The 18070-nt window shown below is 69.3% G+C and carries 18 protein-coding genes; 2 read left to right on the top strand and 16 right to left on the bottom strand.

Translation table 11 applies throughout. The annotated features are described in order from the left end of the window. Positions 1-48: 48 nt before the first annotated feature. The 3 genes from VGC13_RS02890 to VGC13_RS02900 all read right to left on the bottom strand — a co-directional run bounded on the left by VGC13_RS02890 (position 49) and on the right by VGC13_RS02900 (position 2653). On the bottom strand, positions 49-492 hold the full coding sequence (locus VGC13_RS02890; protein WP_331123697.1) for a DoxX family protein: 444 nt from the start codon (positions 490-492) through the stop codon (positions 49-51). 1038 nt (positions 493-1530) lie between these two features. Then, positions 1531-1947: a DUF1801 domain-containing protein gene (locus VGC13_RS02895; RefSeq protein WP_331123698.1), complete on the bottom strand. Its 417-nt coding sequence runs from the start codon at positions 1945-1947 to the stop codon at positions 1531-1533. A 1-nt stretch (position 1948) separates the two neighbouring features. Beyond that, entirely contained in the window at positions 1949-2653 is a 705-nt protein-coding gene (locus VGC13_RS02900) for a hypothetical protein (RefSeq protein WP_331123699.1), read from the bottom strand. Positions 2654-2868: 215 nt separating this feature from the next. On the opposite strand from VGC13_RS02900, the gene VGC13_RS02905 reads away from it, so the two are divergent. Then, positions 2869-3393: a hypothetical protein gene (locus tag VGC13_RS02905; RefSeq protein WP_331123700.1), complete on the top strand. Its 525-nt coding sequence runs from the start codon at positions 2869-2871 to the stop codon at positions 3391-3393. Between the two features lie 63 nt (positions 3394-3456). Here VGC13_RS02905 and VGC13_RS02910 read toward each other — a convergent pair whose 3' ends face one another. From VGC13_RS02910 to VGC13_RS02935, 6 genes are all read right to left on the bottom strand, one after another. Next, positions 3457-4050: a hypothetical protein gene (locus VGC13_RS02910; RefSeq protein WP_331123701.1), complete on the bottom strand. Its 594-nt coding sequence runs from the start codon at positions 4048-4050 to the stop codon at positions 3457-3459. Positions 4051-4445: 395 nt separating this feature from the next. Then, positions 4446-4736 carry a WGxxGxxG family protein gene (locus tag VGC13_RS02915; RefSeq protein WP_331123702.1) on the bottom strand — a complete coding sequence of 97 codons (291 nt, stop codon included), beginning with the start codon at positions 4734-4736 and terminating at the stop codon, positions 4446-4448. Between the two features lie 263 nt (positions 4737-4999). Then, on the bottom strand, positions 5000-5611 hold the full coding sequence (locus VGC13_RS02920) for a class I SAM-dependent methyltransferase (protein ID WP_331123703.1): 612 nt from the start codon (positions 5609-5611) through the stop codon (positions 5000-5002). A gap of 1038 nt (positions 5612-6649) precedes the next feature. Next, positions 6650-7771, bottom strand: a complete 1122-nt coding sequence (locus VGC13_RS02925; RefSeq protein WP_331123704.1) for a hypothetical protein — start codon at positions 7769-7771, stop codon at positions 6650-6652. Positions 7772-7781: 10 nt separating this feature from the next. Further along, positions 7782-8270: a GNAT family N-acetyltransferase gene (locus VGC13_RS02930; RefSeq protein ID WP_331123705.1), complete on the bottom strand. Its 489-nt coding sequence runs from the start codon at positions 8268-8270 to the stop codon at positions 7782-7784. A 141-nt stretch (positions 8271-8411) separates the two neighbouring features. After that, a complete protein-coding gene (locus VGC13_RS02935) occupies positions 8412-9395 on the bottom strand; it encodes an alpha/beta fold hydrolase (RefSeq protein WP_331123706.1) in 984 nt (327 codons plus the stop codon). A 553-nt stretch (positions 9396-9948) separates the two neighbouring features. On the opposite strand from VGC13_RS02935, the gene VGC13_RS02940 reads away from it, so the two are divergent. Beyond that, a complete protein-coding gene (locus VGC13_RS02940; RefSeq protein ID WP_331123707.1) occupies positions 9949-11229 on the top strand; it encodes a M12 family metallo-peptidase in 1281 nt (426 codons plus the stop codon). A 154-nt stretch (positions 11230-11383) separates the two neighbouring features. On the opposite strand, the gene VGC13_RS02945 is transcribed toward VGC13_RS02940, so the two are convergent. The 7 genes from VGC13_RS02945 to VGC13_RS02975 all read right to left on the bottom strand — a co-directional run bounded on the left by VGC13_RS02945 (position 11384) and on the right by VGC13_RS02975 (position 17509). Beyond that, the gene (locus VGC13_RS02945; protein ID WP_331123708.1) at positions 11384-11887 is read right to left on the bottom strand and encodes a VOC family protein; all 504 of its coding nucleotides are present in this window, start codon (positions 11885-11887) and stop codon (positions 11384-11386) included. Between the two features lie 149 nt (positions 11888-12036). Beyond that, positions 12037-12567, bottom strand: coding sequence for a DinB family protein (locus VGC13_RS02950; RefSeq protein WP_331123709.1), 531 nt, complete (start codon positions 12565-12567; stop codon positions 12037-12039). Between the two features lie 441 nt (positions 12568-13008). Continuing rightward, positions 13009-13782: a methyltransferase domain-containing protein gene (locus tag VGC13_RS02955; protein ID WP_331123710.1), complete on the bottom strand. Its 774-nt coding sequence runs from the start codon at positions 13780-13782 to the stop codon at positions 13009-13011. Between the two features lie 158 nt (positions 13783-13940). Beyond that, on the bottom strand, positions 13941-14150 hold the full coding sequence (locus tag VGC13_RS02960; RefSeq protein WP_331123711.1) for a hypothetical protein: 210 nt from the start codon (positions 14148-14150) through the stop codon (positions 13941-13943). Between the two features lie 471 nt (positions 14151-14621). Then, the gene (locus tag VGC13_RS02965) at positions 14622-15740 is read right to left on the bottom strand and encodes a serine hydrolase domain-containing protein (RefSeq protein ID WP_331123712.1); all 1119 of its coding nucleotides are present in this window, start codon (positions 15738-15740) and stop codon (positions 14622-14624) included. A gap of 376 nt (positions 15741-16116) precedes the next feature. After that, positions 16117-16650, bottom strand: coding sequence for a GrpB family protein (locus VGC13_RS02970; RefSeq protein ID WP_331123713.1), 534 nt, complete (start codon positions 16648-16650; stop codon positions 16117-16119). Between the two features lie 61 nt (positions 16651-16711). Further along, entirely contained in the window at positions 16712-17509 is a 798-nt protein-coding gene (locus VGC13_RS02975; protein WP_331123714.1) for a class I SAM-dependent methyltransferase, read from the bottom strand. Positions 17510-18070 lie beyond the last annotated feature (561 nt).

Consider the following 18070-nt stretch of genomic DNA (forward strand, 5'->3'; position numbering starts at 1 on the left):
GGAGGGTGGCGCGTTCCCCCATCCCCCACACCGTTCGCGGCGCCTGCCTTACGCCCGCAGCGGGATGAGCGCGCGCAGCCGGGGCTCGCGCAGGTACAGCCCCGCCCACACCAGCACGCCGAACACGGCGGCGAAGGCAAAGAACGGGTCCTCCACGCGCACGTGCGACGCGGTGGCGCCGCCCAGGTAGCCGGTCAGCAGAATGGCGCCCAGCACGGCCGTGCGCGGAACCAGGTACAGCAGCGTGCACACCGTCAGCACCACGCCGATGGGCGTCGCCAGGTGGGCGGGATAGCCGAACTGCACCGTGCCCTCCACGTAGGGCGCGAACTTCACCAGCCGCGCCACCCCGTCGAACAGCAGGAACAGCGAAACGAACCCGGTGATGATGCGCCCGGCCAGGACCATCCCCCGGCCGCTCCCCGCCACCGCCGCTCCACGTACCGGGCTCGCCGCCGCGCGCCCCTGCTCCATCGTCGCCGTAATGCTCATCGTCCGCTCCCTGTGGTGTCGGGTTCAAGCGGGGGCTTCCGGCCCGTCCGGACCGCGTTCTCGCCCGCCTTCATCAACCCGACGAACGACGATCATCGCAATCGACAATCGTGCGGAAGGTGTTCTGTACGCACTCTGCTGGATGACAACAGAGCGACTCGCGCAGCCGTTTCCGGAGAGATCTGTCATTCCGAGGCCCGGCCGCACTGACGCCGGACGAATGCAGCCGAGGTTGCAGGGCCGAGGAATCTACCGTCCGACCGCACGAGGCCGGACGCGGCAGCCCGCGCCATCGCCGCGGCCACGAAACCGCCAGACAGAGTCGGTTTGGGCCTTGCGACACGCCACGAAGAAACGGAAGGAGATCCTTCGGTCGCAGGCGCTTTGATTTCCTGAGGGAGCGCACCACGTGTAACCCGATTCCACACAACCGCCTGCGCGCGACCGAAGGATCTCGTCTCGGTGGCGCAGGGGCCAGATCAGGGCACGGGACCAGCCCCGCCGTTCTGCTGGCGAGGTCCTTCAGTCGGCGCCAGGGTGCAGGGTACAAGCGAGTTACAGGACGGCGCCTCCCTCAGGAAGTCAATCACGCTGAGAGGTTTGGCAACACCCTCTCAGCCTCAGACCGTGTCAAGAATCCGACGCTGCGCATTCAGGCAGATCGCAGATCTACCAGCGCTGTCATTCCGAGGCCCGGCCACGCCGTAGCCTGCCTTCGCACCAGAGGTTGCAGGGCCGAGGAATCCCCTGTCGGATTGCTGGAGGGCAGACGCGGTAGCCGTGCCTGCTTCGCGGCTACGACACGGGCGGACAGGGCCAGTACCGGAGCGGTGCGGCGGGGCACCAGCAGCAGACAGTAGATTTCTCAGTCGGCGCGCAGGATTTCGTGCGAGCCGATGGTGCGGTGTGGCGCCTCCTTCGAAATGACAGACTGGCGCGAGCGCCAGGGATTCTCAACACACCCTTAGGAAATCAGGCGGTCAGGCTGATGCTCGAAATACGCGCTCAGAACCCGATCAGCGGGGTCGAGCGAGCCTTTCAGACGTGCTCGATCCACTGGCCGAGGACCGTGGCGAAGGCGGATTTCTTCGCCTCCACGTCCGCCAGGTCGCGGAACCGGGTGAACGCGCGGTCCTCGCCGGCCCACTCCAGCAGCGACTGCGGGTCGGCGATGTCCTGGCGGGGATCGAAGCCGGGCCGCTTCTTCGCGCCGAAGTGCATCACCACCTGCACGCCGTCCTTTGCGCGCAGATGCATGGTCGCGAACCACTCCGTCGTGCGAAAGCTGGGCGCGTTCCACTTGATCCCCTCCGCGATGCGAGGATCGGCGCCCAGGATGATCTGCCGCAGCGCGAGAATCTCCGCCTTGTGCGGATGATCGAGCGCCGCGAGAAACGCATCCACGTCGTCAGGGGCGGATGCGGTGCGCTTCCCGGATTTGCTGCTGGAGGGCATGTCAGCCTTCTGCGATGTGGGCCGCGGAATCGGCGAAAGGCGCGACCCAGCGGGCCATGTGCTCGAACAGCGCCGCGGAGTCCGGCGAGCCGGGCGGCAGCCGCTGCACGGCGCCCAGCACTGTGCCGACCAGCGTGTCCCGCGCGCCGGTGTCCAGCAGCAGCACGCGCTCCGGCGCCGCCGCCTGGAGCGTCTCGTAATAATCCCGGTGCGGCACGGCCAGCCGCAGGTTGGGCGCAAAGTTTCGCCGCGAGCGCGTGGCGTCGCCAGCCCGCCGCGCCCACAACTGCGCCTCCGTCGCCAGCAGGACCACGTACAGGTCCGCGAACGCCAGCGTGCCGCTCGCCACGTGCGCCCGGTAGCGCGGCGCCTGCGCGTCCACGCCGGGCCAGCCCTGGCCGGCGAACACCTGGTTGTACCACAGCCCCTTGAACGGATCGCAGTCCACCACCACGAGCGGCGCCCGGGCCGCCAGCGCGCGCGCCTGCCCCCACCGCTCGGCGTGGCGGTCCACGAACCACCCGGCGGACCGCGGGATCGGCGGCGCGCCGCCGGCGTCCAGCTCCGGCACCACCGCCGCGCCCGCCGCCCGCGCAAGCGCCGCCGCCAGCGTGGTCTTGCCCACGGCGCTCAGCCCCTCCAGGCAGACGATGGGCGCCAGCCTTTCGCCGGGCCGACCGGCCGGGGCGTTCGCCGGCGTGCTCATTCCGTCGTATGCTCGTGGGCGGTGGATCCCGGGCCGGGCATCGAGCTACGCGCGCGACCCTTCTTCCGCCGGCCGGCTGATCCGATCCTTACGCCTGGATTAGGACGGCGGCGGGGCCGGGCTCCGGCGGCAACCTTCGGCGGCGGCGGGCAGGTCATACCCCCTCGCGTGCCGGAAGCAGCCGGGCGCACCCAGCCATCAACCGGAATCCATCGATGAAATCTCTACTCCTTGCCGCCCTGCTGGGCGTCATCGCCGCGGCGCCCATCCCCGCCGCACCCGTCTCGCCGCCGGACTACAGCGGCGCCTGGACGCTCGACAAGGCGCGGAGCCCGGGGCTGCCGCCGATGTACGCCAGCGTCCGCGGCCAGCGCCTGTCCGTCACCCAGAGCGACGCCCGCCTCGTGGTGGACGTGGAGATCCAGGCGCAGGCGGCCCAGCCGGAGCGCTTCAGCTTCGCGTACTCGCTGGACGGCGCCGAGACCACCGCCACCACCCGCGTCCGCACGCCCGACGGAACGCTGGACGTGCCCACCCGCCTGCGCGCCCGCCACGGCGACGACGGCCGGCTGCACATCACTATCGCCCGCGAGCTTCCCCTGGGCGGCCAGACGGTGACCGCGACCGGCACCGAAGCGTGGGAGCTGAGCGCCGACGGCCGCACGCTCACCGTCCACCGCGTGGAGCAGATGCCCCGCGGCGGTGAGATGCGCTTCGACATGGTCTTCGCCCGCGGCTGACCCGACCGGCGCTCGGCGGATTCGCCGTCGGTCCGCGCGACGCGGGCGCCCGGCGGCGTCCGGTCAGGGCACGTGGAGCGAGATGCCAAGCTGCACGGCCGCTCCCGACGTGGTCAGCGTAAGGGTGGGCGCGGTGCGCGCGGAGATGGAGTGCCACCGCTCCCGCGGAAACAGGAATCCCACCGCGCCCCCCCAGGCGGCGCCCGCCGGCGCGCCGAACAGCACGCCGAACATGGCCCACTCGGCGGTGCTGAAGCAGAGCAGGTCGTCCGCCGTGCGGTCGCAGGGCTCGTCCCTGAAAAGGCTGGGGGCGGTGGCGCCCACCAGTCCCGCCGCCGCCCCGGTCGCCAGCCCGATGGCGGCGCCCCGCAGCGCGGACGCGGGCCGGCTGGGCCGCCCCCGGCTTACCTGCAGCGAGCGCATGGACGAGACGGGCAGCGAAACCGTCCGCGCGCTGGCTCCGCTGCCGGACAGCACCACCAGCGTATCCCCGCGCAGCGCGGAGACCGTCCCCACGATGCGGCCGGTGCCGGGCTCCACCACCCGCACCCGCGTTCCGGGCGCCAGGTCGTCGACCACCTGCGCGCGCAGGGCCGGCGGACAGGCGAGCAGGCAGGCACCCAGGGCCAGGACGACGCGCGAAAGAAGGGTTTTCATGAACATGGCCGCGGAAGGGTTGGGGATGATGGAAGCCGGCGTTCGGCTGCCGCGCAGGGTCGCGACGGCCGGCGCGCCGGGAGGGCAGGTCCGTCAAACTGGCTGGAGAGCCGGCCGATCCGCAACCATGCCCGGGCAGAGGGCACGCCGAGGCAGCAGAAACAGCGGCAGCGCACGTCCGCGCGGCATTGCGCGCCGAGCGCCCGCACGATCGTCGTCTTCCCCCGCCCGGACGCTCCGGTCACAACGAGCGAGCCCGACCTCCAGCGGGGTCGGGCTCACGTCATCCAGGGCGCTTCGCGGGGAATCGCCGGACCACCCGCGCAGAGGGAATCCGGCGCTCCAGCCAGGGAACGGGGGACCGGTCGAGGCCCGGCCGCCCGTACCCTGCGCGGCTAGACGCGCGGAGGCGGATTGGTGCCCCGGGGGTCGTCGCGCGGCGGGACCGGACGGGTATGCACTTCGCGCACGTCGTGCTCGTGCACGTGGACGTCCTTCTTGGGGCGCCGAAGCAGGCCCAGCAAGCCCAGCAGGCCCAGCAGGCCCCACGGAAAGTCGCTGTCTTCCTCGTGCTCCGTGCGGGTGGTCGTCGTGATAGCCGTGTCCTGCGCAACCGCGGGAGGTGTAGCGACGAGAGCCGATCCCATCAGCACTGCCAGCGCGAGTCTGCGAGCGTGTACAGCCATGAACGCCTCCTGGAAACACGTGGATTCAACCGCTAAACCCGCGAGCGACTGCATGGCACGTGCCCTGCCGCGAAACACCATCTGCCAGCGCCGGCGTTGCAGATCCCACGGGCAGCCGCCGGACCCCGCATCCCGGCTCACCGCGTCCTCCCGCGAGGCCGCCATGCACCTGACCGTCACCCGCCGGGACGAGCGCAGGTACGAAACCACCCGTCTGCGGGCCTGATCGCCAACGGCCGTTCGGTTACCGCGGGTGATCGGAATCAGCCGCGCAGCCGCTCGATGCACGCGGCCACCGCCGGCACCGGCGCGATGCGGCTCTCGAACTGCGCCGGCCTCACCTCCAGGATCCGCCAGCCGCGTTCGGCGGTGAACCGTGCCCGCAGCTCATCCTCGGTCACCTTGAGCGGCGTGTTCGGCATGGGAAACTCCACCGCGAACGCGAGCAGGTAGTAGCGGCCGCCCGGGAGCAGCGTGGCCTCGAGCTCGTCCGCGAGCCGGTCGCGCTGGTCCTGCTCGAAGAGGTGAAAGAACCCCGAGTCCACCACCGCCCCGAAGCGCCGCTGGAGGAGCGTCGGGTGCAGCGCATCGCCCACCTTGAACTCCAGCAGCCGCGCCACCGCCGGCGGCAGTGCCTCCGCCCTGGCGCGCGCCTGCGCGATGGCCGCTTCCACCACGTCGATCCCCAGCACCTGCACGCCGCGCCCGGCCAGCGCGAACACGTGATCCCCCGATCCGCACCCCACGTCCAGCGCCGGGCCTTCCGGTGGGTACTCGTCGAGAAGCGCCAGGATCGCCGGCTGCGCCGCGCCGATGTCCCACGGCGGCGTCTCCCGGTACACGGAATCGAAGAACTCCGGGCTGAATCTGCTCATGGGCGTGGATCGGAGGTTGGATGCACGAACCTGCGGCGCCGCCGCATGGCGTTTCCCCGCGTGGCGGGGGCGGGCGCCCCGCGCGTAAGAAGGCACGCCTATCCCAAAGTCACACAGGCGCATGACTTCCTGAGAGGGTGTTGCCAAACCTCCCAGCGTGATTGACTTCCTGAGGGAGGCGCCGCCCCGTAACTCGCTTGTACGCTGCACCTTGGCGCCGACCGAAGGACCTGGCCAGCAGAACGACGGGGCTGGTCCCGTGCCCTGATCTGGCCCCTGCGCCACCGAGGCGAGGTCCTTCGGTCGCGCGCAGGCTGTTGTGTGGAATCGGGTTACACGTGGTGCGCTCCCTCAGGAAGTCATCGCGTTTTGTGAGTTTGGGGGTTTGGCAACACCCTCTGAGGGAGCGCACCGCGTACAACCCAGAAGACACACAATCGATTGCGCGCGACCGAAGGATCTACTCTCGGCCACGCCGGGGCTGGCTTCCGAGTTTCGATCCAGCCCACTCGTGATGCCAGCGAGATCCTTCGGTCGGCGCCGAAGTACGTCGTACACGCAGACCCCGGTGCGGCGCCTCCCTCAGGAAGTCAACCGCCGAGTTTGACGTGATGAGGGAGCGCACCGCGTGTAATCAGCAGCCACGCAACCGATTGCGCGCGCCGCGGAGCGGCTCTGCACGAAGCGTCACCGACCGCACCCCCGGACGGTCATTCCGAGGGAGCGCACGCTCGACGCCTCGCCCGACCACAGAACCCGTGCGCGACCGAGGAATCTGCTTTCCGTTTCCTGGTGGCCTGTCGCGGGCCCCGGACTGGCCCCCTCTGGCGCTTTCGCGGCCGAAACCGATGGCGCGGGCTACCGCGTCCGGCCTCGCATGGACGGACAGTAGATTCCTCGGCCCTGCAACCTGCGGCGCACTCCTCCCGCGACAGCGTGGCCGGGCCTCGCAATGACAGGCCCTGTGCTCATCAGCAGGGGACGAGGAGCGCCGCTGGAGTTCAGGAAAATCACGGTGGTGGACCGCCGGGCCGTCCATCAAAGCTCGGACTCCAGCCTCCGGGCCGCGGCCTTGTACTCGTCCACGCCCGGAGCACCTCCCGACATCATCCGTTTGATCTGGCCCACCTGGATGGTCATCATCAGCTTCTGAAGCCGAGGCTGAATGGAAGCCAGGTGCGGGGCATCCGCCGCCACGCCTGCAAGCGGCAGGTCGCCCAGGGGCGTGCCGCGCAGCAGGCCCGCCACCAGGTACCTGGACGCGACTTCGAAGATCGCCTTGTCACTGGTGACGAAAATCATCTTGTGCCGCTGGCCGTCGACCGGGGAAACGGACCCGTGCTGCGCAAACATCACGTGGACGAGGTCCCAGGCCGCGCCGCGCGTGGCACCGATCTCGTCGATGTTCTGCTTTTGCAGACGGAGCAGGGGATAAACACGGGATTCTCCCCCGAACACCGCGAGCGCGACCTGCATGGGAAGTCCGGCCACGTTCTTCAGCTCATCGCTCGCCCAGTGCAGGTATTCAGCGAGATTGTCATATGCGTGCGCACCCGCGAGCCCGCGGCGGGCAACCAGCCTGATCTTGAGGAGATGCGCGTAGAACAGGTAGAACAGCGGCTCGAACACGAGGGCAGAGTCACGAACCAGGTCCGTCTGGATCGGCCGCCGGTCAGGGGATGACGGCGCCTGCACCTTTGCGAGGTCCAGGTGCAGGGCCCGCATGACGGCGGCACCCCTGGCGCCAAAGCACTCCAGGTCCAGGTCAAAGCTGGCGTTGTCCAGGCAGAGCTCGCCCACTCCGGGCGCCGCCAGGACGTCCACTCCGGCCAGCTCGGCGTCGGCCAGAAGGTGGTGTGCCCTGGGCGCATCGGCCAGGGCAAGGTTGCCATCGCCAATGCGCATCAGGTCGTGGCACACGTTCGCGTCCAGCAGAAACGCGGGGATCACCCCCTGCGCCCTGAGCTGGGCCGCTTCGAGCGCAGTGGGCGGGGCACACTCGCCCTGAAGGTCAAGATAGAAGTATCGCTCTTGAGAAAGCATGCGAAAACCCGAACGCCGTGAAGTGAACGGAACGCCCACCTCCATGTAGGCCGGGCCGGGCACGCGCGCAAGCACCGGGCTTTCGACCTGCCCGCCCGGATCAGCGGCCAGCGGCATCCGCGCGTGATCAGGACGTGAGGGCCGGAAGCTCCTTGCCCAGGCAGATGCTGGTTTCCGGAGAGCGCGTGTATTCGCCGTAGAGGGGGATGGGGTGAAAGCCGGCCGCGCGGTACAGCGCGAGCGCCGCCTCCTGCCGGGTGCCCGTCTCCAGCACCAGCCGCCGAAGACCGAGCGCCCGCGCCTCCGCCTCCAGCGCGCTCACCAGGCGCCACCCCAGCCCCGTCCCGCGCACGGTGGGCGACACGTACATCCGCTTCAGCTCGCCCGTCTCGGCATCCAGCCGCCGCAGGGCCCCGCAGCCGACCGCGGCGCCTTCATGGTAGACGACCAGGAACGCGCCGCGCCCCTCGGCGACTTCCTGGGGATCCAGGCCAAAGTGGTTGGCGCCCGGCTCGGGATACGCGCCGCTGAGCTCGGCGTTCAGCTGCTCAATGAGCGCACGGCTGGCGTCGTCCGTCAGCCCGGCGCGCGCGATGGTGACTGTCTCCGACGTCACAGGGATCGATCCGGCTCTGGCTGTGTCTGGATTCCCGGGTCCACAAACGTCCGAAGGTAGTCCGGACACTCCTGCATGCAAGACTTCGCGGCCGGAGCGCAGATCAGCGCCCCGGCCGCGGTTCATCGATTCCCCCCCCGGTCAGTTCCCCTGCGCGACCTGCGCGGCCCAGCTGGGGGCGGCCGTCTCGCCGTTCAGGAACGGGAGCACGGTGGCGACCAGCGCGGGCGACATGAACATCTCGTAGTGCGTCACGTTGGGGAGGATGGCCAGGCGGTTGGGCGACATGTTCTCGCGCATCCAGCCGGCATCCTTCTGCCCGCCACCCAGGAGCTGATAAAACCGCACCATGTGCTCCGGGCGAAACATGTCGCTGTCGCCAAACACCAGCATCACGGGCATGGTGAGCTTCGGCACGTCGGCGGACCAGTCGTAGGGCCGGCGCATGTAGTCGCCCATGCGGTCCAGCAGCCGGGGGAAATCCGCGGGGTTGGGGGCGATGGCGGCGTACGACCGGTACATCGGCGTGTCCTTCATCATGTCCGCCATGGCCGAGCTTACCTGCGCCTGCTGGGGCAGCATCTCGGGAAAGAACCCGTCCGTCGCGTATCCCACCGAGACCAGCGCCAGCCGCCGCACCATTTGCGGATGCTGCACGGCCAGCTGGAACGCCACGCCGCCGCCCAGCGAGTACCCCATCACGTCCGCCCGCGAAACACCCACCCCGCGCAGCACGGTGGCCATGTCGTCGCCCATGGCCACCAGGTCGATCTCCCGGTCGCCCAGCGCGGTGCGGCCGTGGCCGTGCAGGTCTACCCCGATCACCTGCCGGCCCTGCGCCAGCGCCGCCAGCGCCGGCCCGAACATGCCGATGGACCCCAGCCCGCCGTGCAGCAGCAGCAGCGGCTCGCCCTGGCCGTGGATCTCGTAGTAGTAGTTCACCCCGTTGGCCTGCACGTAGCCGGTGCGGGACGGCGTGGACGTGGCCGCGGCCCGGGTGTGCATGGCGACGTTTTCTTCCTGCGCGTGGATGAATGCGGGCGCGGCGGCCGCCGCGGCGGTGGCGACCAGCGCGGCCACCGTGGCCGTGGCGCTCCGGGTGTTGATCAGCAGCGTCTTGAACATGGTCGGGCTCCTCGTGTGTGGGGTCATCGCGGGGCTGCCGGCCCCCTCCAGGCCGGCGCTCCCGTCCGCTCTCTACCTCCACGTCGAACGAGGATCCAGGAAATCGACACGCGGAACCAGAACCCTTTTCGGCGTCCCTCATCGCGCCCCGCGGAGCGTGTTCGTTCCGCGGCTCGGGTGCGGCGGAAACAGCGTGGAATCATCAAAGGAACGATGCCGACAAAGCTCCTTTGGGGACGCCTGTCGTTGAATCCAGACACAACCAGAGAAACTCTCCATTCCGGAACGAAATCGCGCTTGACAACCGAAAGCCGTCTGTTATTGTATCCCGATACAACTCTACAACAAGCCGTGTCCGTCGCCAGAACACCGTCCCCGGGATCATGGATGGCGTGGTGCAGAGCGCGTCCGCACTCCCCGGCACATCGTTCATGCGACTCACTACCCGCAATTAAACAGGAGCCACGGAAAACGGCTTCGGCCCCCGAGCACTGCACGCAGCCTGTCGCAGACCCTGCCCGAATTCCCAACCCACCCATCCGGAGGACGTACCATGAGAGCACGGCTCGCGCTGGTCCTTACCACTTCCCTGGGCATCGCCGCATGCCAGGGCGACAACCTCACCCCCCCGGGCTCCACGTCGATGAGCGCCGCCGAAGTGCAGCAGAACCTCCTTACGCTGGTCCCGGAGCAGGCGCTGAACGGCGTGCAGCAGAGCCGCCTGGCCACCATCCGCGGCCGCGCCAGCAGCGCCGAGGTGCACCTGGCGCGCATCGCCACGGCGCCGGGCCAGCTGATGCGCCAGGGGAGCGTGCTGCGCCTGGGCGTGGCGCCCGGGGTGCAGGTAGTCGCCGCGGGTGAGCGCGTGCAGCAGCGGGCGGCCGACGACATCTCGTGGGCCGGCCCCGTGCGCGGCAGCTACGGCTGGGTGCAGATGGTGCTGGGCGAAGAGGGCGTGACCGCCACCGTGACCGTGGGGCTGACCTCGTACAGCATCGAGCCGCTGGGCGACGGGCTGCACGCCGTGTCGCGCATCGACCAGAACGGGTTCCCCTCCGAGCACACCCCCGACAACCCCAGCGGCGTGCTGGACACGCCGCCGCCCGCGGGCCCCATGGCCGCCAGGGCGCCCGAGACCGGCGGCACGGTCGGCGCCGCGGCGCTCACCAACATCAACGTGCTGGTGGTGTACACCGCCTCGGCCGCGGCCGCCACGGCCAACATCGGCAGCCTGATCCAGCTGGCGGTGGACGAGACCAACACGTCGTACCTGAACAGCGGCATCAACATCAACATGGTGCGCGTCCACAGCGCGCAGGTCACCTACAACGAGTCCGGCCGCAGCTTTTCGCAGCACGTCTCGGCCATCCGCGGCACCACCGACGGGCTGATGGACAACGTGCACACGCTGCGCAACACCTACGCGGCCGACGTGGTGGTGCTGGTGGTGAACGACAGCGAGGCCTGCGGACAGGCCGCCACCATCAACGCGACCACCGCCAGCAACGGCTTTGCCGTGGCGCACTACAGCTGCATCACGGGCTACTACTCGTTCGGCCACGAGGTGGGCCACCTGCAGGGCGCCCGGCACGACCGCTTCGTGGACGGCACCCTTACGCCGTACCAGTACGGCCACGGCTTCATCCCGTCGACCAAGAACTGGCGCACGGTGATGGCGTACGGAAACAACTGCGCCAACTGCACGCGCATCCAGTGGTGGTCCAACCCCGCCAAAACCTACCCGGTCACGGGCCAGGTGATGGGGACCACGACCTACGAGAACAACGCGCGGGTGCTAAACGAAACCGCCACGCGCATCGCGGGCTTCCGCTAGCCGCACTCCGCCGTTCTGATCCCAGACGATCAAACAACGGCGCGGGGTACAGAGGAGCAGAGAACAGCCAGAGGAACAGAGGAAATCGATTTTCCTCTGTTCCTCTGGCTTTTGTCTGTTCCTCTGTACCCCCGCGCTTTTCCCGGATCCGGGATCAGTCCCCGCCGGCGTACGCGCGCTCCAGTTCGGCCAGGTCCAGCTTCTTCATCTGCAGCATGGCGTTCATCGCCCGCTGCGTGGCCGGCGACTCCGGGTCGTCGAACATCCGCTCCATCGCCGTGGGAATGACCTGCCACGACACGCCGAAGCGGTCCTTGAGCCAGCCGCACTGCTGCGCCGCGGGGTCTCCGCCCTCGCCCAGCCGCTCCCAGTAGTAGTCCACCTCCTCCTGGCTGGCGCAGTGCACCTCCAGCGAAACCGCCTCGTTGAAGGTAAAGATCGGGCCGCCGTTCAGCGCCGTGAACTGCTGGCCGTCCAGCTCGAACGTCACCGTCATCACCGAGCCGGCCGGCCGCTTGTGGATCTCGAATCCCGCCTCTCCGAAGCGGGTGGTCGACACGATGCGCGAGTTGGGAAAGATGCCGGTGTAGAAGCGGGCGGCTTCTTCACCCTGGTCGTCGAACCACAGACAGGGGCGAATGCGCGGGGTGGTGCTCATGGTGCCTCCGGCGTGCAAGAAGGGTGGATGGGAGTGCGTGTGCCTCCTCCGCGGGTGCGAGCCCAGCCGGCGCGCCCTTCCGCCGGCACCGCATCGCCTCCCTCACCCCTATGTCGAAGCAGACGCCGGGAATTCGACATCGCGGATCGCTACCGCGTGAGCACCGGCAGGTACGCCACCCATGGGCCGACCTCGTCGCGGTACTGCCGGGCCAGCACGCGCGCCGTCTGCGCCACGTGCCCCAGGTCGTGCACCACCCAGGCGGACAGCAGCTGCCGCAGGGTGACCGTCCCCAGCGCGGGGTGCTCGCCCTGCAGCGCCAGCTCGCGCTCCGTGAGCCGCCAGCCGCGCAGCGTGTCCAGGTTCCCGGCCCGCAGATGCGCGAACTCGTCCAGCAGGTCCGCCATGCGCTTGCCCTGGCTTTCCCGGTTCTGCGCGAACCGGTCGTAGGGCGCAAAGCCGCGGTCGGGCCCCTGCGCCAGGATGATGCGGGCGTGCACGATCCAGTCCGCCCGCTCGCCGTGGACCAGGTGGCCCACGTTGTCGAAGGCGCTGAACGTCTCCGGCCCCTCGTTGGGCGCCGTCCAGGCCTCGGGCAGGCCGCCCAGCAGCGCGCGGAGGGTCGCCGGCGTGCGCTCCAGCACTTCCAGCGCGCGGGTCAGGTCGAACTGCATGGGCATCGTCTTTTCGCAGGATGTGGATCAGCCGAGGGAGGGTGCAGAAGGCAGATCATCGGTACGCGCCCAGATGATCTGGGGCAGGAACGACACGGCGCCAGGGTCGATGCACACTCGCCTCAGGCTGAGAGGGTGTTTGCGAAACCCTCAAACTCACAACGAAGCTGTGATTTCCTGCGAGGGTGTTGCCAAACCTCCAGCGTGATTGACTTCCTGAGGGAGGCGCCGCCCCGTACCTCGCCTGTACACTGCACCTTGGCGCCGACCGAAGGACCTCGCCAGCAGAACGACGGGGCTGGCCCCGCAGCATGAAGCCGGCCCCGCTTGGCCGGAGAGCAGGTCCTTCGGTCGCGCGCAATCTGCAGTGTGACTTCTGGCTGGACGTGATGCGCTCCCTCAGGAAGTCACCGCTTCGTTTTGGATTTCAGGTTTAGCAACACCCTCTTAGGCGGTCTGCGCGACGCGCCGGCCGACGTACGCGTATCCCGTGATGCCGTAGAAGTAGCGTCCGGCCGCGTCCAGCGCCTCCAGGTCGGCTGTGACGCGGCGGACGTCGTCTTTGCTCGCCAGCCCGCGCTTTACCAGGCTGCCGAAGTCCTGCACGCGCGCGTGTCCGTACCAGGGCGGCGCGTACCGCGTGTTGGTGAGCACGCGCGCGTGGACGGTGCCCTCGAAGAGCCCTGTGGGCGCGAACACGCCCCACAGCCGACGGCCCATCCAGCCGTCGGCGTGCTCCATCCAGGGCTGCCGCCAGTCCGCGAACGCGTGCACCAGCCGACGGATGGCGGCCCTGTCGGTCCCGTCGATGATCTGCGAATCGAAGTCCCAGTGCGCGATCACCGCCACCCCGCCCGGCCGCAGAATCCGCCCGACCTCCCGCGCAAACCCCGCCCGGTCCTCGATGCACTCCAGCAGGTTGTGCGAATAGACCGCGTCCACGCTGCCGTCGTCCAGCGGTACGCGCCCGGCGAGCCGGTGCCGCCGCACGGAGATGCGCGGATCGTCTGCGGCGCGTTCCAGCGCGGTGGCGACGCCGGTCTCCGCCGCATCGATGCCGATGAAGCGCGCGGCGGGATCGGGATGCCGATGCGCCAGCGCGAGCAGGTCGCCGCCGTTGCCGCAGCCCAGGTCCGCCACGGTCCCGCCGGGCGGCAGATGGACGAACGACAGCAGCCAGTCCCGGTGCTCGCGGAGGTCGTCGTGCAGTTCCGGGTACATGGATGGAAAGAAGGAATCGATCAGCCGGTCAAACGCTCCTCGTCGGCTGCCGCGTCGCCGAAGACCCGGCGAAAGCACTTCTCATCCAGCAGCACGAACGGGTCCTCGCAGGTCACCCAGCAGAGCGCGTACGATACCGGGCGCGCCGTGCGCCGGCCTCACGGCAAGGGCCCGATGCGCGAGACCAGGGGCCGCCGCTTGCGAACGCCGCTGACCACCGCATCCAGCCCCAGCAGTCCCAGCCCCACGGCCACGACCACGACACCAACGCGCGTCGGACGGTCCGCCGACACCAGGATCAGGGCCGCCATCAGGATCAGGAAGATGCCGAAGACCGTGGTGATCCGGTGATGCAGTGCGCTGTTCATCGCGTGCACAGTCCCTGGGTGGTTCGACCAGGACGGCGAGCCGGCCGCCGGAAAGGCCGTTGCTGGATGCGTCGGCATGGAACGCCCTCGGCCGGCCGTGAGCGATACACCACGTGATCGCGTCCGTCCGGGTTTCGCGACGCCAGCTCGTCCCGGATCGGGAATGACAGGTGTTTTTCAGGATTCTGTTTAAACCAGACCTGACAAAACCTGTCATTCTGAGGGAGGCGCCGCACAGTGCTTTCCTTCCGCCCCGGAGCATGGCGCCGACCGAAGAATCTCTGTCTGGGCGGCTGGATCTTTCCGTCACGCGGAGTTCCCGGGCGATGCCCGGGAAGGGGTTCCGCGCGAGAGGCGGGAGATTCTTCGGTCGCGCTACTGGCTCCGCGGTTTTCCTGACGGTCCGGCGTGGGCGCTCGCTCAGAATGACAGGTGTTCCGCGGAGTCCGTATCCCCTCATCCCGACGCCGGTCAGTGGTAGCCGCGGGCGTTTGCGGCCAGCTGGGTGTCGGGGAACAGAAGACCGAGGGCCTGCAGCATCACCTTCATCCCGTTGGCGCCGTTGGTGAACATCACTACACCGTCCCGGCTCTCCGCGAAGTAGAGGCCCATGGTGCTTTCGCCCCAGTCGCCGCCGGTGTGCAGCCGCACCGTCTCGCCCGGAAACTCCAGGATCTCCCACCCCAGCCCCATGCCGCTGCGGGGGCACGGCACACCCGCCTGCGGGCAGGCGGAGCCACTGGTGTTGGCGACGTGCGAAGAATCGCGCTGCGCGGCGTACGCGGCGCTGAGCCCGTCGCGGTTCATCACCCCCACCAGGAACGACGCGTAGTCGCCCACAGTGGTGTACAGGTCGTCGGACGCCAGCGCCGAGTCGGCGACCGTGGGCTCGCGGTACCGGCCTTCGCGCCCGTACGGCATGGCGATGCGGCCCGCGAACCAGTCGCGCCGCGTGAGCGCCGTGCTGGTCATTCCGAAGGGCTGGAACACGTAGCGGGCCGCCAGCGCCTCCCACGGGGTGCCCAGCTTGTTCTGCGCGAACCGGCGGACGTACTCGAAGCCCTCGCCGGAATAGCCCAGCGCCGTTCCCGGGTCGCGCTGGAACTTCAGCACGCCCGAAGAGTCCTGGAAGCGCCAGTTGAGAAAGCCCGTGCGATGGCTCAGCGCAATCCGCGGCGTCAGCCGCTGGTGGCGCGGGTCGCCGGCCACGTCGGGGTCCACCCAGTGCCCGGCCAGCGGCTCGTCCAACGACAGCCGCCCCTCCGCCGCCAGCCGGAGGATGGTCTCGGCAAAGACGGGCTTGGCGAGCGACGCCACGTTGTACAGCGTCGCCGGCGTGGCGGGCACGCCCTGCGCCTGCTCGCCGTACGCGCGCGTCCACCGCACGCGGCCCCCCTGGATGTACGCGACGGAGATGCTGGGCACGTCGTGCTCGGCCAGCCAGAGCGGCGCTTTCTCGTCCAGCGCCGCGATGAGGTCCGTGCCGCCGGAATCACCTCCCGGCGCGCCGGCGGACAGCGCGTGACGCTGCGGAGCACAGCCTCCAAGAACCAGTCCTGCGATCAGCAGCCCGCGGGCATATACGAACATGGGGTTTCCCCTCGTCAGTGGTGATGCGCGCGGAGCTCGCGACAGGGCCCCGCGACACGCATGGGATACCACGGACGGACCAATGGTTTGGATTCACGGCGCGCGCCGTCAGAGGGTGTTGCCAAACCCCAAACTCACAAAAGCGATGACTTCCTGAGGGAGCGTACCACGTGTAACCTGATTCCACAAAACCGCTTGCGCGCGACCGAAGGACCTACTCTCCGGCGAGGCGGGGCCAGCTTCATCCCGCGGGACCAGCCCCGTCGTTCTGCCGGCGAGGTCCTTCAGTCGGCGCCGAGGTGCAGCGTACAAGCGAGTTGCGGGGCGGCGCCTCCCTCAGGAAGTCAATCACGTTGAGAGGTTTGGCAACACCCCCTCAGGGCGCGCCCTGGCGGATGCGCTGCACGAAGTCGCCTTTCTGCTCGGTGTAGCGGGCGCGGTCGTCGGGATGCGCCTCACCCAGCCGCAGCTTGAGCGCGTCGTATTCCGCGGCCAGCGCGGGGTCGGCGCGCAGCTGGTCGCGAAACCACAGGTTCTCGGTCCAGGCGCGGCTTCCGTGCTCCACCACGTGCAGCAGGTGGGTGCGCGGCTCGCCCTTGCCAAAGACGTGGTGCTCCGGCACCCCGGCCCCCGGCACGTATCCGTATCCCAGCGCCACCAGTTGGGGCCGGCGCTCGAACACGTCGTCGCGGCGCCGCACCCCGGCCAGGATGTCGAGGATGGGCTTGGCGTGGATCCCCGGGATGGACGTGCTGCCGAAGTGCTGGACGTCGACCAGCACCCCCTGCAGCGCCGCACGCAGCCGCGCTTCTTCCTCGCGGTAAATCTCGGCCCAGCGCACGGTGTGCGGCACCAGGCGCACCGTCCCCCGCCGCAGCCCCAGCACCGGCGCCTCTTCCTCGTCCGTCATCCGGTCATCCAGTGAACGTATTGATCGAGATCGTCGTTTACCTACCGTCGCCAGGCCGCGCTCACCCGGCCGGCGCGCGCTGGCGGACGATGGCGTAGTAGCCGGGGATGGGCTCGAACTCGCCGCCGGTGGTCAGCGGCAGCCCGTGGATGGTCAGCGGACCGCTCTCCACCACCTCCCATCCGCCGGCCGGAAAGAACTCCCGCACCTCCGCTTCGCCAAAGTGGCTGGGCGGCTTGAGGCCGGCCGCGATGCACTTGCGCACCGGCTCCGGCATGGAGGTCATGGTGGCGCCCTGGGCGATCAGCTGGTCCAGCGGGTCCCCCTCGTAGTTGGTCTCCAGGCCGTAGACCATGCCGCGCCCGCCCACCATCCGGGCCAGGTTCGCGATGGCGCTGGCCCGCTGCCCGGCATCGAAGGTGTGAAAGACGCCGCGCATGAAGACGTTCGCCTCACCCAGCTCGTCCGCCAGCGCGCGTCCCACGTCCGGCGCGCCCACGTCCAGCACGCGGTACTCCACGTTGTTGATGCCGGCGGACTCCGCCTTCGCCTTCTGGATCGCGAAGGAAGAGATGTCGATCCCTACCACCCGGGGAAAGTGCGCCGCCAGCAGCCGCGAGAACCGCCCGTTGCCGCAGCCCACGTCCACGATGGGCAGGCGGGTGTCCATACGGGCCAGCACGCGCGCGAGGACGGCGTCGAACTCGGCCTGGCTGGCCGCGTCCCACAGCACCTCGCCGCCGGCGCCGGTGCGCTGGATGCCCGACCAGAAGCGGTCCCACACCTGGCGCTGCCCGCGCGGCGCGCGCAGGCCGTACCACATCAGTTGGGGAATGACCAGGAGCTTGCGGATGTCCATGGTGAAGATTCGAGAGGATGTGGAGCGGAAGCCAAACGGCCTGCGCCGACCGGGGAATCTTCCGGATGGGCGCACGGTTCCGTCGGCTGGGCTGGTTTCGACGCGAGCCCCCGCCCGTTCCCGAACAAGATTCTTCGCCCGGCGCGCAGGCCGTGGCGCATGACGACGGTATGGGCGGCGCCTCCCTCAGAGGGTGTTGCCAAACCTCCAAACTCACGAAGAAGCGGTGACTTCCTGAGGGAGCGCACCACGTGTAACCCGATTCCACACAACCGCCTGCGCGCGACCGAAGGACCTGCTCTACGGCGAGGCGGGGTCGGCTCCATGGCGCGGGACCCGCCCCGCGGTTTGTGCCAGCGAGGTCCTTCAGTCGGCGCCAAGGTGCAGTGTACAGGCGAGCTGCGGGGCGGCGCCTCCCTCAGAGCGTGTTCAAGAATCCGACGCTGCGCATCCAGGCAGATCCACCAGCGCTGTCATTCCGAGGCCCGGCCACGCCGTAGCCTGCTTTCACACCAGAGGTTGCAGGGCCGAGGAATCCCCTGTCGGATTGCTGGAGGGCAG

The organism is Longimicrobium sp. (genome assembly GCF_036399255.1).
Lineage (GTDB): Bacteria > Gemmatimonadota > Gemmatimonadetes > Longimicrobiales > Longimicrobiaceae > Longimicrobium.